The organism is Streptococcus suis (genome assembly GCA_024583055.1).
Lineage (GTDB): Bacteria > Bacillota > Bacilli > Lactobacillales > Streptococcaceae > Streptococcus > Streptococcus suis_V.
This window is the reverse complement of sequence record CP102145.1, coordinates 1,355,394-1,370,620: the sequence shown is the minus strand read 5'-3', so window position 1 is coordinate 1,370,620 and position 15,227 is coordinate 1,355,394. Positions and strand designations below refer to the sequence as shown.

Genomic DNA, 15,227 nt, shown 5'->3' with positions numbered 1-15,227 from the left:
AAAACAGATTCGCGGATCATTCAGAAAATTCTTGTAAAATAATGTGATGAAAGGGCTTTACTTTTTAGTAGTAAATAATATATAATAGCATCAAGAAAACGTTTGCATATTTTGGCTAGAAAATAAGAGAGGAGATATATGACGACGTTGGCAGATGTGGCGAAAAGGGCCAATGTTTCAAAGATGACAGTTTCCAGGGTTCTGAATCATCCAGAACTCGTTACGGAAGAGTTAAAACAGATGGTCTTGTTAGCAATGAAAGAGTTAGATTATCAACCGAATGTTGTGGCAAAAGCCCTTGCACAACAACGAACTCTGACAGTCCAGGTCATTATCTTAGAGGAAATGGAGACTGTCGAGCCTTATTATGCGGAGTTGATAGCAGGAATTTCACTCGGACTGAGCGAAAAAAACTATACAATGCAAATTGTGACGGATCGGAATCAAGTGACAGAACAATGTGACGGCTACATTGTCACGGGCGCGCGTATAGAAGATTATGGCTGGTTGCGGAGTTTGTTGAAACCCGTAGTCTTATTTGGCGAAAATATGGTGGGACTTCCGTTTGTAGATACACACAATAAGGAAGCAACCTACCAAGCAAGTCGTTTTGCCTTTGAGAAAAGCTATGAACAGGTCGTATTTGTTGGGATAGATTTGCCAGATGCCTTTGCACAATCTAGGGAAGCTGGGTATGTAGAGGCAATGGAGGAATTGGGACATCCCCCTAAAATTTATCGTCTAGAAAACAGGTCTAGGGTATCAGAAGACTTTGTAAGACAATTGGACTTGTTATCACCCAATACTTGCTTTATATGTGCTTCTGATCGCATAGCGCTTGGTATTGAGCGGGGGTTATTGTTTTCATCAAAGAGAGTCCCAGAAGATTATGGGATTATTGGATTTGATGGAATCTTTATTGACCGCGTTTCTCGTCCTCAATTAACCACTATGCGGCAACCGTTCCGAAAAATGGGGAGAATTACTGTTAATCAGTTAATGACTCTGGTGGAGGGCTGTGAATTAAAGGAACAAAAGCGATTTTGCCAAGCTAGCTTGGTAGTGAGAGAAAGTACTAGAGCATAAAATGAATGATGCTACATAACTAATAGAGGGGTTGTTAAATCCAGTGTTGATGGGTACGATGACTGGGTAAATAAAGAGTACAATCCCTTTTTTGATTAAGAAAGCTGTTACCGATAACAATTAAGAAAACGTTTGCAAAAGAAAATATTTTTTATATACTATTATCATATTATACATACCAAAGGAGTACGGCATGAATAGAAAACGTTTGCGTTTAGTAAAAAAATCACCAATGTTTGAAAAAAAAGTTATTTTCGGAATTCGTAAGTTTACGATAGGAGTTGCGTCCGTCGGTATAGCGACAGCCTTTTTAATGTCTGGACCTGGTCAAACAGTTCATGCTGAGGAAGTGGCTACTCCTGTGGAAGCTATTATAACCGATGTTTCTGAGCAGCCTGTCGAAACAGTTGAGCCAGCCCCAGTTGCAGAGACTACGCCTACAGCCTTGGATACAGCACCAAGTTCAGAAGAAACGGTGACTGAGTCTACATCAAATTCAACTGGAGTATCAGAAACAGTTGAGACTCCAGCAGTAACGGAGGTTGTTGAAACAGTAGATAATGCATCAGCAGAACCGCTGGCAACTACTGAAACAGCTGTGGCAGAAAGAGCTGCAGCAGAAACAGCTACATTATCCACCCCGGCAGAAACCCCTATCGAAGAAGGCAGCATTCGTCTGCACTTTGAAAATGTAGATGAAACAGCACCAGAAAGTCAAGGACTTTGGACTTGGGGTGGAGTGGCAGAGCCGTCCGATGGTAATCAATGGCCAACGGATACAGCGAACTTTTCAAGCAGTCAGGTAGATGACTACGGCCATTACGTTGATATTAAAAAATCTGAGACACCAGGAACGATTGGCTACCTGGTTCTCAAGAATGGGGAAAAAATAACAGAATCGGACCAAAAAGTGGAGCTACTGGTCCCAGAGCAGAATGAAGCTTGGGTTGCGAGCGATTATAGCGTGTCTAGCTATGAGCCGCTCAAAGATGAAAATGTCCTCCGTATCAATTACACACGTGAAGACAACAATTATGAAGGTTGGGGCGTTTGGACTTGGGGGGATACGACTGAAGCGAGTGATGGCTGGCCAACGGGCGCCCTTGACTTTAAACTTGGCAAATACGGTGCCCATGTTGACATTCCTCTATCGAATGGTTTAGATTCCAAGCTTGGATTTCTGCTAATCAATCAGAATAATCCAGATTTGGCAGGTAATAAAACAATTGATTTAGCCTTTGCTGACCGTAAACGGCATAGCCAAATTTTCCTTCGAAACGGTGACGATAAAGTCTATACCAATCCATATTTTATCGAAGAGAAAGTAGAACTCGATACCAGCAAAGCTACGCCGGGTACAAAAAATGTGACACTTGAGGCTAGTAGCAAAGCACCATTCAACTACAATGAAAGTGGCTTGGTATCTGTAACTGTCACTAACCCTGAAAATGCTGAGATTGTCAAAATGGAAGTCGATACAAGTGCCATCGGTGGAGGTCTTGTTCCAATCTCTACTGAGCTCAATCGTGTGACCATTAAAGCGACGTCTAGCACAGCGCCAGGGACATATAGTCTTCCTGTAAAGGTCTATGACAAGGACAACGGTTACTACGAAACAAAATTAGATGTGACCATTACAGAGCGTATCAAGGCAGATGGTGAAAAAGACTGGGACGAGCAAGTTATCTACTTTATGATGACAGACCGTTTCTATAATGGAGACACCAGCAATGATAAGCTAGTGGAAGGAACAGCCTCCAACCCACGCGGTCTTTACCAGGGCGGTGACTTCAAAGGAGTGACAGCCAAGCTGGATTACTTGAAAGAATTGGGTGTGGATTCTATCTGGTTGACTCCGATTGTGGAAAATATTCCACAGAATGTTGGTAGCGCAACAGATGGAGAGTACTATGCTTACCATGGTTATTGGGCATCCAATTTTGAGAAACTAAATCCGCATTTGGGAAGTTTAGCCGATTTCCACGAATTGATTGATGCTGCGGCAGAAAAAGGAATAAGCATTGTTGTCGATGTGGTTCTTAACCATGCTGGCTATGGTACAGAAGAAACCTTTGCAGGTATGGTACGAACTAAGGAAGAAGATAAGCAGGGAGATGACCAATTAGGCTCATTATCTGGATTACCAGACTTCAAGACAGAAGAAGCAGCTGTTCGCAATCAGTTGGTTGCTTGGCAGGCATCTTGGTTGGAACGCTCAACAACTGCCAAGGGCAACTCTATCTATGCTTTCCGTGTCGATACAGTCAAACACGTTGATGATACCACATGGCAGCATTTCAAAAATGAATTGGTGGATAGAGACCCTGACTTCCACTTGATTGGGGAAACTTGGGGAGCAAATTATAAGGATACCAAGGGTGACTTGGGAATCGGTACTATGGATAGTTTGTTGGACTTTGGCTTCAAGGATATTGCTAAATATCTGGTCAATGGTCAACTAAAAGCAGCTGGAAAAGAGCTGGAAGAACGTAGCAAGGTTCTGACTAGTGCAGCTTCTCTGGGTCAGTTCTTGGGTAGTCATGACGAAGATGGTTTCCTCTATAGTCTCGGTGGCGCAGAAAAAGAAGGAAATCTGGACAAACTGAAATTGGCTGCTAGTCTTTTGATTACTGCTAAAGGTCAGCCAGTCATCTACTACGGTGAAGAAGTGGGGCAATCTGGACAAAACAACTGGCCAGTTTATGGTAACCGGTACGATTTCGATTGGAGCAAGGTAGAGACTAGCGACATCACAGACCACTATCAGAAATTGCTGGCTTTCCGCAATGCCAATTCAACATTGCTCTCACGTGGTGATACAAGCACACTTGCTGGAAATGATAGCCAAGGTTGGCTTATCAGCAAACGCAGTTACCAAGATCAAGCTGCCTATCTTGTCTTCTCAACCAATACCGAGAGCAAGGAAATGGCGCTTGAAGTATCTGGTAAGGATGTGGTTGTCACAGATGCCTACACAGGAAAAACGTATCAAGCTATCGAGAAAGACGGTAAATGGGTTGTTCAAGTCGAACTTCCAACAATCGGTCAAGGTGGCACCATGCTCCTTCAGACTCAAGCAGGAGACATCGTCAATGCAAGTGTGCAAGGAGCGACTGAAGAGCCAATTGAAGCAGGCTACTTCCGTGTTCACTTTAAAACTCTACCATCTGATAATGTATCTAGCCTAGGTTTATGGACATGGGATGATGTCGAAAAACCATCGTCAGATCTTGGTGCTTGGCCAACAGGTGCAACCAATTTCAGTACTGCTAAGCAGGATGATTATGGATATTATCTTGATATCAAGATGAAAGATGAAACAGCCAGCAAAATCAGTCTTCTGATTAATAATACATCTGGGGAAAATATAACCGGCGATAAAGTTATTGAGCGAATTAGCACCAAGATGAATGAAGCTTGGTTTGATGAGAATTATCAACTCAGCCTCTATCAACCACTTAAAGAAGGTTATATTCGGATTAATTATTTCCGTACAGATGGCGATTATGACCAAAAAGGTCTCTGGATCTGGGGTGATGTGACTGACGTTACCTTGGGTGACTGGCCAAATGGTATTGATTTTGAAAACCAAGGCAAGTATGGTGCCTATATCGATGTCAAATTGACAGATTTACCAAGTTCCATTGGCTTCTTACTATTGGATGAAAGCAAGTCAGGAGATGATGTGAAGATTCAACAGAAAGATTATAGCTTTAAAGATTTGAAAAATCAGACACAAATCTTCCTCAAAGATGATGATGCGACTATTTACACCAACCCTTATTTTGTCAATAATGTCCGTGTAACAGGCGTTTCCCATGTTAGCCTAACAGCTCTAGAAGCAGCATTTACAACGCTTGAAGGTGCTGATAAGGAAAGTATTTTAGAAAAATTGTCTGTAACAGATAAAAATGGCCAGACAGTGAATGTGACGGATCTTGTCTTGGATGCTACTAGCAACAAGGTACGAGTCCTTGGGGATTTCAACCAAGAAAATGCGGGCTATACCCTCAAATATGGCAATGATAGCTTCACAACAACTATGAGCTGGCAATTGAAGGATGAGCTCTATGCTTATGATGGAGAACTTGGTGCGCGTGTGAGTCAGGCTGGTAGTGTCGTTGATATGACTCTCTGGTCTCCAAGTGCAGACAGTGTAGCAGTTGTTCTTTATGATAAGGATGACCAGTCTAAGGTGGTCGGTACATTAGCTATGACCAAGGGCGATAAAGGACAATGGGATCTTGAATTGAATGGTCAATCAGGTCTTGGTATCACAGATTATCGTGGTTACTATTACCATTATGAAATCACTCGTGGGGATCAATCTGTTCTTGTTTTAGATCCATATGCTAAGTCTTTAGCGGAGTGGAATAGTGATTTAGCAGATACAGATCCATCTTATCGGATTGCAAAAGCTGCGATTGTGGATCCAGCAGAAGTTGGTCCAAGTGATTTGAACTATGCCACAATTCCTAACTTCAATCAGCGTGAAGATGCCATTATCTATGAGGCTCATGTCCGTGACTTTACATCCGATCCTGCTATTTCTGATGAATTGACTGCTCAGTTTGGTACTTTTGCGGCCTTTGCAGAACTTCTCAGCTACCTAAAAGAACTGGGTGTGACCCATATTCAACTGCTCCCAGTTATGAGTTACTATTTTGTCAATGAATTGAAAAATGCAGAGCGGATGAGTGAGTACGCGTCAAGCAACAGTAACTACAACTGGGGTTATGATCCACAGAGCTACTTTGCCTTTACAGGTATGTATTCTACAGATCCGACGGATCCAATGAAACGCATCGAAGAGTTCAAAAACCTGGTCAATGAAATTCACAAACAAGGCATGGGTGTGATTTTGGATGTGGTGTATAACCATACTTCTAAGACTTTCTTGTTTGAAGATTTAGAGCCAAACTATTACCACTTCATGGAGGCAGATGGTACGGCTAAATCAAGCTTTGGTGGTGGTCGTCTCGGAACTACTCACTACATGAGTCGCCGTGTCCTCGTTGATTCTATCAAGTATCTTGTGGACGAGTTTAAGGTAGATGGTTTCCGCTTTGATATGATGGGTGACCATGATGCCGAAGCGATTGAGCTGGCCTTTACCGAGGCACAAAAACTCAATCCAAACATCATTATGCTTGGTGAAGGTTGGAGAACCTTTACAGGCGACGCCAATCAGCCTGTTCAGCCAGCGGACCAAGACTGGATGAGTTCAACAGATACGGTTGCGGTATTCTCAGATGAAATTCGCAATACACTTAAATCTGGTTATCCAAACGAAGGTCAGCCAGCCTTTATCACAGGCGGTGCTAAGAGTGTAGAATCTGTCTTCAATAACATCAAGGCACAACCAGGCAACTTCTTGGCAGACGATCCAGGTGATGTGATCCAATATATTGCTGCGCATGATAACTTGACCCTATTTGATATCATTGCTCAGTCCATCAAGAAGGATCCGTCAGTTGCTGAAAACTATACTGAAATTCACCAACGTCAACGTTTGGGTAACTTGCTAGTCTTGACTGCTCAAGGGACACCGTTTATCCATTCTGGTCAGGAGTATGGACGGACCAAACAGTTCCGCCATCCTGATTACAAGAACCCAGTTACAGAGGACAAGGTACCAAACAAGGCGCATTTGTTGACCAATGCAGATGGAACGCCATTTGACTATCCATACTACATTCATGACTCTTACGATTCATCTGATGCAGTCAACAAGTTTGACTGGACCAAAGCGACAGATGAGGCGCTCTATCCAGAGAATACCCGTACTCAGGCCTTTACAAAAGGATTGATTGCCTTGCGCAAATCTACAGATGCCTTCCGTTTGGGAACAAAAGAAGAAGTTGAACAGAAGGTTAGCTTGATTTCAATTCCAGGTCAAAATGGCATTGCCAAAAATGATGTGGTTATTGCCTATCAAACCATTGCAAGCAATGGGGACCGCTATGCTGTCTTTGTTAACGCAGACAGCAAGGAGCGTAGTTTTGTTCTTTCAGATAGTTACAAAGACTTACTGCAGGGTCAAGTACTGGTTGACGGTGAACGTGCAGGTGTAGAAGCATTGTCTGATTTAGTGGGTGTTGAATTGACTGATAGCGCAGTTGTTCTTGCACCTTTGACAGCAACAGTGATTCGTTTGCCTTATATCATTACAGAAGTTCCAGATACAGCACCTACTGCTGAAGAAAAACCAACCCTAGACTTTACTACGAAAGAACGTACAGAAGAATCTGTCCTTCCGATTGCAGAGGAAGTTCGCTATGATGCAACTCTCGCAAAAGGTCAATCTTATGTGCTTCAAGAAGGTAAGGCAGGTAAGAGAGTCTTGGTTTATCAAGATGTCTTGGTTGACGGCAAGGTGATTGCTACTAACTTGTTATCTGAAACAGTAGTAGATGGTGAGGAGCGGATTGTTGTTGAGGGTAGTATGGAGGCTAAGGATGTGGTAGAAAAACCAAGTCTTTCTACTCCAACAGCTCAAGCGTCTGAACAAACCACAAGTGCATCAAACAAAGAAAGCCTACCAGCTACAGGTGACCGACAAAGTGATTTGGCACTTCTAGGCCTCGGACTTGCTGGACTTGGTTTGACAGTTGCTGCACAAGGAAGAAACAAAAAATTAGAAGAATAGTATTCTTCGGTCGTAACAATAGTTTTTACAGTTTTTGGTAAAAACTAAAAATGTAGCAAAATTATTGAGATAGACCACATTATAAAACGCATAGAATCAACGGTTCAAGTGACATACTGATTTTATGCGTTTTTTAATGAAGAATTTACTTGGATTTTAGATCTCAAAAATTGTAATTTCTTTCATACATTTATTGATTCCCCTCCTCTCAAAAAATTTCGTTATGTTATATAGAAACAAGAATATTGTGACAGACATAGAAAACGCTTTATGGTATAATGAAAACATGACTTTATAAAAGGAGAAAAACATGTCAAATCTTTCAGTCAATGCGATTCGTTTCCTTGGTATTGATGCCATTGAGAAATCGAAATCAGGTCACCCTGGCATCGTTATGGGTGCAGCCCCAATGGCTTACAGCCTCTTTACTAAGGAACTTCGTGTCAATCCAGCGCAACCAAACTGGATTAACCGTGACCGTTTCATCTTATCAGCTGGCCATGGCTCCATGCTTCTTTATGGCCTCCTTCATTTGTCAGGATTTGAAGATGTCACAATAGATGAAATCAAGAGTTTCCGTCAATGGGGGTCAAAAACACCTGGTCACCCAGAATTTGGTCATACAACAGGTGTCGATGCGACAACTGGTCCGCTTGGACAAGGTATTTCAACTGCAACAGGTTTTGCGCAGGCAGAGCGTTACTTGGCGGCTAAGTACAACCGCGACGGTTTCCCAATTTTTGACCACTATACCTATGTTATCTGTGGAGACGGCGACCTCATGGAAGGTGTTTCAGCTGAGGCAGCGTCATACGCAGGTCTTCAGAAGCTTGAAAAACTCATCGTTCTTTACGATTCAAACGATATTAACTTGGACGGAGAGACCAAGGATGCCTTTACGGAAAATGTCCGTGCTCGCTACGATGCCTACGGTTGGCATACAGACCTTGTGACCGATGGTACCGATGTAGATGCGATCTTTGCGGCCATTGAAAAAGCAAAAACAGCAGGCAAGCCATCTTTGATTGAAATCAAGACAGTGATTGGTTATGGTTCACCAAACAAGGCTGGTAGCAATGCGGCTCATGGTGCTCCACTTGGACCAGATGAAGCAGAAGCAACTCGCAAGGCCTTGGATTGGAACTATGCTCCATTTGAGATTCCAGAAGAAGTCTACGCTGACTTCAAAGAAAATGTGGCTGATCGTGGTGCAGCAGCTTACGACGCTTGGGTTAAATTGGTTGAAGACTACAAGGCTGCTTATCCAGAATTGGCAGATGAAGTGACAGCTATCTTGGAAGGCCGTGAATTGGCAGAGCTCAAGCCAGAAGACTTCCCAGTTTATGAAAATGGATTTTCACAAGCCACTCGTAACTCATCACAAGACGCTATCAACGCAGCAGCAGCTGTTTTGCCAAACTTCTTTGGTGGTTCAGCCGACTTGGCTCACTCAAACATGACCGTTATCAAGGGCGAAGGCTTGCAAGATGCTGCAAATCCGCTCAATCGCAACATCCAATTTGGTGTGCGTGAATTTGCGATGGGTACGATCTTGAACGGTATGGCAGCTCATGGTGGACTTCGTGTCTTTGGTGGTACATTCTTTGTATTCTCAGACTACGTCAAGGCGGCGGTACGCTTGTCAGCTCTGCAAGGATTGCCAGTGACCTACGTCTTTACCCACGACTCAGTCGCAGTTGGTGAAGATGGACCAACCCACGAACCAATCGAGCATTTGGCTGGTCTTCGTGCAATGCCAAACCTCAACGTTTTCCGTCCAGCAGATGCGCGTGAAACACAAGCTGCTTGGTACTTGTCATTGACAAGCAAGTCTACACCATCAGCCCTTGTCCTCACTCGTCAAAACTTGACAGTGGAAGAAGGAACAGACTTTGATAAGGTTGCCAAAGGTGCCTATGTTGTCTACGATACAGAAGGCTTTGACACTATTTTGATTGCATCAGGTTCTGAAGTTAACTTGGCAGTCAAGGCAGCCAAGGAATTGGCGGCAGCTGGTACAAAAGTCCGTGTCGTGTCAGTACCTTCGACAGAGCTCTTCGATGCTCAAGACGCAGCTTACAAGGAAGAAATCCTTCCAAACGCTATTCGCCGTCGTTTGGCTATCGAAATGGGTGCTACTCAGGGCTGGTACAAGTATGTCGGCCTTGACGGTAAGGTGCTTGGTATCGATACGTTTGGTGCATCCGCTCCAGCTCAAACCGTTATCGACAACTACGGCTTCACCGTTGAAAACGTCGTGAAATTGGTTAATGAGTTGTAAGATAGATTAACTAGGAACAGCCCTTCGCCGAGGGGCTGTTTTGTGTTATACTATAAACAAAAGGAGCTGTTATGAAATCTTTGAAATTTGATTTTTGGGCCTTTGTCGTCGGGGGGATGTTGTTTGGGGTTGGCCTAAGTTTGCTTTGGGATGGTCTGCCTGCTTGGCCTAATTTTCTAGGTGCCATCTACTTATTTCTCTGTTGGCTGGCCTTTTCGTTTATCATGGATGATTTGTATGAAAAGATACCTAAAAATGCCTTGGCAGGAAAAATCGCCTTCCTGTCCCTCTTTCTCTTTGCCCCTCTGGTATTTCTCTTAAAGCTGAGAAAGTGAATCTTGTAAATATCTCGGTATGTCTGTGCGAGGTTGCCAGTTGTGCCTGTTTTGCTATTTGAATAGAAAAATACCTTACGGCATAGGTTGGTACGGACCTTGGTCGCCCTATGTCCAAGCTGCTCTTAGTCAGAGGTTTGCCTTTTTCTGAAAATATGACTCATTTTCTTGTTTTTTCTTTTTTTATATGATATACTTAACAAGTTAATTAAAAGGTTAAGGAAATAAAATGAATCCGATTGCGTTAGAAATTGAAAAATGTTTGCATGAGATTGTCCTGAGTTCGGAAAATCAACTGGAGATTCTAGTTGGTAATTGCCAGAGCTCGGTCAAGTTGACCAATACCCAGGAGCATATCCTCATGTTGATTGAAAAGAATGCTTATACCAATACTGAGATTGCTAAGCAGCTCAATATCAGTCAGGCTGCAGTGACCAAGGCCACCAAGTCTTTGGTTGCGCAAGGTCTCTTGGAGGCAGTGCGGGATAGTAAGGATGGCCGTGTTGTTCGCTTTAGTTTAACGGACCTGGCTCGTCCCATTGCGGCGGAGCATGCCCACCATCATGCCCACACATTAGAGGCTTACGAGGACTTACTAAAGGGTTACACGGCTGATGAGCAAGAATTGATTGGTCAATTTATGCAGGATTTAGTGGAGAAGATTAAAAAATAATGAGATACATCACAGTGGAGGATTTGTCCTTCTATTATGACAAGGAGCCGGTCCTAGAGCACATCCATTATCACTTGGATAGTGGAGAGTTTGTGACCTTGACGGGTGAAAATGGGGCTGCCAAGTCTACCTTGATCAAGGCGACCCTGGGGATTTTGAAACCAAAAATTGGTCAGGTGACTATTTCTGAAAAAAGCACCAAGGGGAAAAAGTTACGTATGGCTTATCTGCCGCAGCAGATTGCTAGCTTTAATGCTGGTTTTCCAAGTACTGTTTTAGAATTTGTTCGTTCTGGTCGATATCCAAGACAGGGGTGGTTTAGACGGTTGACGGCTCACGATGAGGAACATGTGAAGAAGAGTTTGGATTCGGTTGGTATGTGGGAGCATCGAGATAAGAAATTGGGGTCACTAAGTGGTGGACAGAAGCAACGGGCTGTCATTGCACGTATGTTTGCATCTGATCCGGATATTTTCATTCTGGATGAGCCGACGACTGGCATGGACAGTGGTACCAAGGATGCTTTTTATAAGTTAATGCACCATTCTGCTAAGAAGCATGGAAAGGCTGTTTTGATGATTACTCATGATCCTGATGAGTTGAGTCGGTATGCAGATCGCAATATTCATTTGGTTCGTGATCAGGCTTCTCCTTGGCGCTGTTTCAATGTTCATGATGCGGAATTAGAATCGGAGGTAGGCCATGTTTGATCTGTCTATTTTCCAGTATGATTTCATGCAGCGGGCTTTTTTGGCAATTATTGCCATGAGTTTGTTTTCACCAATCCTGGGTGTTTTTCTCATTCTCAGAAGACAGAGTTTGATGTCAGATACCCTTAGTCACGTTTCCTTAGCAGGTGTGGCGTTTGGTTTGGTTTTGGGGATTTCTCCGACTGTGTCAACATTACTTGTTGTGGTTGTGGCAGCAGTCTTTCTTGAGTACTTGCGGACGATTTACAAGAACTTTATGGAAATCGGTACGGCAATCTTGATGTCAACAGGTCTGGCTATTTCCCTTATTGTCATGAATAAGTCTGGCGGCAAGTCGAGTTTGAGTTTAGATCAATATCTATTTGGATCGATTGTCACTATTAGCCAGGAACAGGTCTGGGCTTTGTTTGGCATTGCAGTTGCGGTTATCTTGTTGACCCTTCTCTTCCTACGTCCTATGTATATCTTGACCTTTGATGAGGATACAGCTTTTGTGGACGGTTTACCAATACGTGCCATGTCTATTGCCTTTAATGTGGTGACAGGTGTCGCCATTGCCCTGATGATTCCTGCGGCTGGTGCCCTCTTGGTATCGACCATCATGGTCTTGCCTGCAGCCATTGCGCTTCGTCTAGGGAAAAATTTTAAGTCGGTGATTGTAATCGGAATGTCGATTGGTTTCTTTGGAATGGTCACTGGTTTGTTGACATCTTACTATGCTGAAACACCTGCAAGTGCCAGCATTACCTTGATTTTTATTAGTATTTTCTTATTGGTGAATCTAGTAGCCAAGTTTAAAAAATAGGAGGAATTATGAAAAAATTAGCTCTTTTAGGTTTGGGATTATCGTTCTTCGCCTTGTCTGCCTGTGGTAATAGCACAGCTTCTCAAAATGATGAGTTGAACATCGTGACCACCTTTTATCCTGTCTATGAGTTTACCAAACAGGTTGTGGGTGAGGAAGGAACCGTTGACCTTTTGATTGAAGCGGGTACAGAAGTTCATGACTTTGAGCCGTCTGCCAAGGACATTGCCGTTATTCAAGAAGCGGATACCTTTGTCTATGAAAATGAAAACATGGAAACCTGGGTTCCAGATGTACTGAATACTATTGATACAGATGAGGTTAGTTTCATAAAGGCGACGGAGGGAATGTTGCTCTTGCCTGGTAGCGAGGAAGAAGAACATGACCATGCTGAAGGGGAAGAACATAACCATGCATATGACCCACACGTTTGGTTGTCGCCGGAACGTTCCATTACCTTGGTAGAAACCATTCGGGATGGTTTGATTGCCCAGTATCCTGAGAAAAAAGCTGTTTTTGAAGAAAATGCAGCAGCCTATATTGAAAAGCTAGAAGCTCTGCATTCTCAATACACAGAAACCTTGTCAGCTGCTAAGCAAAAATATTTTGTCACCCAGCATACTGCCTTTGCTTATTTGGCTTTGGATTATGGTTTGCACCAAGTATCCATCACCGGTGTCTCTGCAGACCAAGAGCCTACGGCAACTCGCTTGGCAGAATTGGCTGAATACATCAAGACCTACGGTATCAAGTATATCTATTTTGAAGAAAATGCTTCTTCAGCAGTAGCTGAGACCTTGGCAAAAGAAACTGGCGTGGAACTGGACGTTTTGGATACGCTTGAGAGTGTAACGACAGAAGCTATGGATAGTGGTGAGGATTACATTTCCATCATGGAAGCCAACCTAGCAGCTTTGGAAAAAACAACCAGTCAAGCAGGAGTGGAAATCTTGCCAGAAGAGGGTGCTGAGACGGCTCAGACGGTTTACAATGGCTACTTTGAAGATGCTGCTGTTAAAGATCGCACTTTGTCAGATTATGCCGGGGAGTGGCAGTCTGTTTACCCATATTTGCTCGATGGGACGCTTGATCAAGTTTGGGATTACAAGGCGAAAATTAAAGGTGATATGACAGCTGAAGAGTATAAGGCATACTACGACACAGGTTACAAGACAGACGTTGATCAAATCAACATTACAGATAATACCATGGAGTTTGTAGTGGGAGACAAGTCTTACAAGTATACCTATAAGTACGTGGGTTATGAAATTTTGACTTACAAAAAAGGTAACCGTGGTGTTCGTTTCTTATTTGAAGCAACGGCTCCAAATGCTGGTGATTACAAGTATGTGCAATTCAGTGACCACAATATCGCACCTGTTAAGACAGGACACTTCCATATCTATTTTGGTGGAGAGAGCCAAGAAAAACTCTTGGAAGAATTGGAAAACTGGCCGACCTACTATCCAGTTGGTTTGACTGGTTTGGAAATCGGTCAGGAAATGCTGGCTCACTAACATAGGAACATCGACTGAGTATCTTGCTCGGTCTTTCTTCTTGACATTTTTTGACTACAAATGTAAACTGATTGTAGAAATGTGATTGGAGGTGAATGTGTGGAGCAGACAATTTCTGCTGCGGAGTGGCAGGTCATGCGGGTTCTGTGGGCCTATCCTGGTGCGACTTCCCAGGAAATTATTCAGGCCTTGCAGGAAGGCTTTGATTGGCAGGCGACGACCATTAAGACACTCTTGGGGCGGCTGCGGAAGAAAAACTATCTGAGAATGGATAAGGAAACCAGCAAGTACCACTATTATCCGCGAATCAGTGAAGAAGAACATTTGCAGGGGCAGGTGGAGCTCTTACTAGCTACCATCTGTTCCACAAAACAGGGGAGACTGGTTGAAAAACTGCTAGACACAGGGATATTTTCCCAAAAAAGCCTAGAAAATCTAGCTAGCAAAATTTCTCAGCTACAAAAGACTGCACCTGAGCAAATCGCTTGTCAGTGCTTGGCGGGACAATGTACCTGTGGTCATCATGCAAAAGGAGATTGAATATGAAGCAAACTTTGAAATTGAAAAATTTATCTTGTCAAAATTGTGTCAAACACGTGACCAATCATCTCTTAGATTTGGGCGGAGTGGTAGAAGTGAAAATCCAGCTGGATCAGCAGTTGGCGGAAGTGGAAACTTCAGTGGCCTACGATTTGGAGGCCTACCAAGAGGTGTTGGATGATACCATCTATGAAGTGGAAGAGTTGATATAAGCGAAAAAGCAGCCGTCGGGCTGCTTTTTATAATGCTTTGAGAAATCTATGCAGGTCCAGTTGCACTTGTGCAAGGGAAATCTGATCCCAGAAGCCATCTTCTTGAAAGCGTGGAATGAGGTGGACATGGAAATGGGTACCAGCGTCAAACAAGTGGTCGTTGCAAGCTATGGTCACGCCGTCAATCGCCAATGTTTGACAGAGTTTTTCAGTCAAAAAGACTTCCAAGTCCGACAGTTCATAGCGAACAGTAGGAGGGACTTGACGGAGCGTGTCATAGTGATCTTTGCTGATAATCAGCAGATGGCCAGTTTGAATTGGGTCAATATCCCAGACGACCTTGAAATATTCCGTCTGGTAGAGAATATCTTCTTCTTTGAGCTGGTGGCAAAAAATGCAGGTCATGTCTTTTCTCCTAG

General features: G+C 43.4%; 11 protein-coding genes. 10 read left to right on the top strand and 1 reads right to left on the bottom strand.

The window, feature by feature from the left end; all coding sequences use genetic code 11:
• The first annotated feature begins 138 nt into the window (after nt 1–138).
• From NQZ91_06710 to NQZ91_06665, 10 genes are all read left to right on the top strand, one after another.
• Nucleotides 139–1,086, top strand: a complete 948-nt coding sequence (locus NQZ91_06710) for a LacI family transcriptional regulator (protein ID UUM57095.1) — start codon at nt 139–141, stop codon at nt 1,084–1,086.
• Nucleotides 1,087–1,279: 193 nt separating this feature from the next.
• Nucleotides 1,280–7,735 (top strand): pullulanase, encoded by a 6,456-nt coding sequence (locus NQZ91_06705; protein ID UUM57094.1) that lies wholly within the window; start codon nt 1,280–1,282, stop codon nt 7,733–7,735.
• A gap of 310 nt (nt 7,736–8,045) precedes the next feature.
• Nucleotides 8,046–10,016: a transketolase gene (gene tkt / locus NQZ91_06700; GenBank protein UUM57093.1), complete on the top strand. Its 1,971-nt coding sequence runs from the start codon at nt 8,046–8,048 to the stop codon at nt 10,014–10,016.
• Nucleotides 10,017–10,087: 71 nt separating this feature from the next.
• Nucleotides 10,088–10,351: a hypothetical protein gene (locus NQZ91_06695; GenBank protein UUM57092.1), complete on the top strand. Its 264-nt coding sequence runs from the start codon at nt 10,088–10,090 to the stop codon at nt 10,349–10,351.
• Between the two features lie 229 nt (nt 10,352–10,580).
• Nucleotides 10,581–11,024, top strand: a complete 444-nt coding sequence (locus NQZ91_06690) for a zinc-dependent MarR family transcriptional regulator (protein ID UUM57091.1) — start codon at nt 10,581–10,583, stop codon at nt 11,022–11,024.
• On the top strand, nt 11,024–11,734 hold the full coding sequence (locus NQZ91_06685) for a metal ABC transporter ATP-binding protein (GenBank protein UUM57090.1): 711 nt from the start codon (nt 11,024–11,026) through the stop codon (nt 11,732–11,734). Before NQZ91_06690 ends, NQZ91_06685 begins: the two co-directional genes overlap by 1 nt.
• Nucleotides 11,727–12,539, top strand: coding sequence for a metal ABC transporter permease (locus NQZ91_06680; protein ID UUM57089.1), 813 nt, complete (start codon nt 11,727–11,729; stop codon nt 12,537–12,539). Before NQZ91_06685 ends, NQZ91_06680 begins: the two co-directional genes overlap by 8 nt.
• 8 nt (nt 12,540–12,547) lie before the next feature.
• The gene (locus tag NQZ91_06675; GenBank protein ID UUM57088.1) at nt 12,548–14,056 is read left to right on the top strand and encodes a ZinT/AdcA family metal-binding protein; all 1,509 of its coding nucleotides are present in this window, start codon (nt 12,548–12,550) and stop codon (nt 14,054–14,056) included.
• A 99-nt stretch (nt 14,057–14,155) separates the two neighbouring features.
• Entirely contained in the window at nt 14,156–14,596 is a 441-nt protein-coding gene (locus NQZ91_06670; GenBank protein UUM57087.1) for a CopY/TcrY family copper transport repressor, read from the top strand.
• Nucleotides 14,597–14,598: 2 nt separating this feature from the next.
• A complete protein-coding gene (locus NQZ91_06665; protein ID UUM57086.1) occupies nt 14,599–14,808 on the top strand; it encodes a heavy-metal-associated domain-containing protein in 210 nt (69 codons plus the stop codon).
• Between the two features lie 27 nt (nt 14,809–14,835).
• On the opposite strand, the gene NQZ91_06660 is transcribed toward NQZ91_06665, so the two are convergent.
• Entirely contained in the window at nt 14,836–15,213 is a 378-nt protein-coding gene (locus NQZ91_06660) for an HIT family protein (GenBank protein ID UUM57085.1), read from the bottom strand.
• Nucleotides 15,214–15,227: the final 14 nt, after the last annotated feature.

What these genes read in the sequence shown, in the direction of transcription:
- NQZ91_06710 (UUM57095.1), top strand. Translation starts at nt 139, where the DNA reads ATGACGACGTTGGCAGATGTGGCGAAAAGGGCCAATGTTTCAAAGATG.
- NQZ91_06705 (UUM57094.1), top strand. Translation starts at nt 1,280, where the DNA reads ATGAATAGAAAACGTTTGCGTTTAGTAAAAAAATCACCAATGTTTGAA.
- tkt (UUM57093.1), top strand. Translation starts at nt 8,046, where the DNA reads ATGTCAAATCTTTCAGTCAATGCGATTCGTTTCCTTGGTATTGATGCC.
- NQZ91_06695 (UUM57092.1), top strand. Translation starts at nt 10,088, where the DNA reads ATGAAATCTTTGAAATTTGATTTTTGGGCCTTTGTCGTCGGGGGGATG.
- NQZ91_06690 (UUM57091.1), top strand. Translation starts at nt 10,581, where the DNA reads ATGAATCCGATTGCGTTAGAAATTGAAAAATGTTTGCATGAGATTGTC.
- NQZ91_06685 (UUM57090.1), top strand. Translation starts at nt 11,024, where the DNA reads ATGAGATACATCACAGTGGAGGATTTGTCCTTCTATTATGACAAGGAG.
- NQZ91_06680 (UUM57089.1), top strand. Translation starts at nt 11,727, where the DNA reads ATGTTTGATCTGTCTATTTTCCAGTATGATTTCATGCAGCGGGCTTTT.
- NQZ91_06675 (UUM57088.1), top strand. Translation starts at nt 12,548, where the DNA reads ATGAAAAAATTAGCTCTTTTAGGTTTGGGATTATCGTTCTTCGCCTTG.
- NQZ91_06665 (UUM57086.1), top strand. Translation starts at nt 14,599, where the DNA reads ATGAAGCAAACTTTGAAATTGAAAAATTTATCTTGTCAAAATTGTGTC.
- NQZ91_06660 (UUM57085.1), bottom strand. Translation starts at nt 15,213, where the DNA reads ATGACCTGCATTTTTTGCCACCAGCTCAAAGAAGAAGATATTCTCTAC.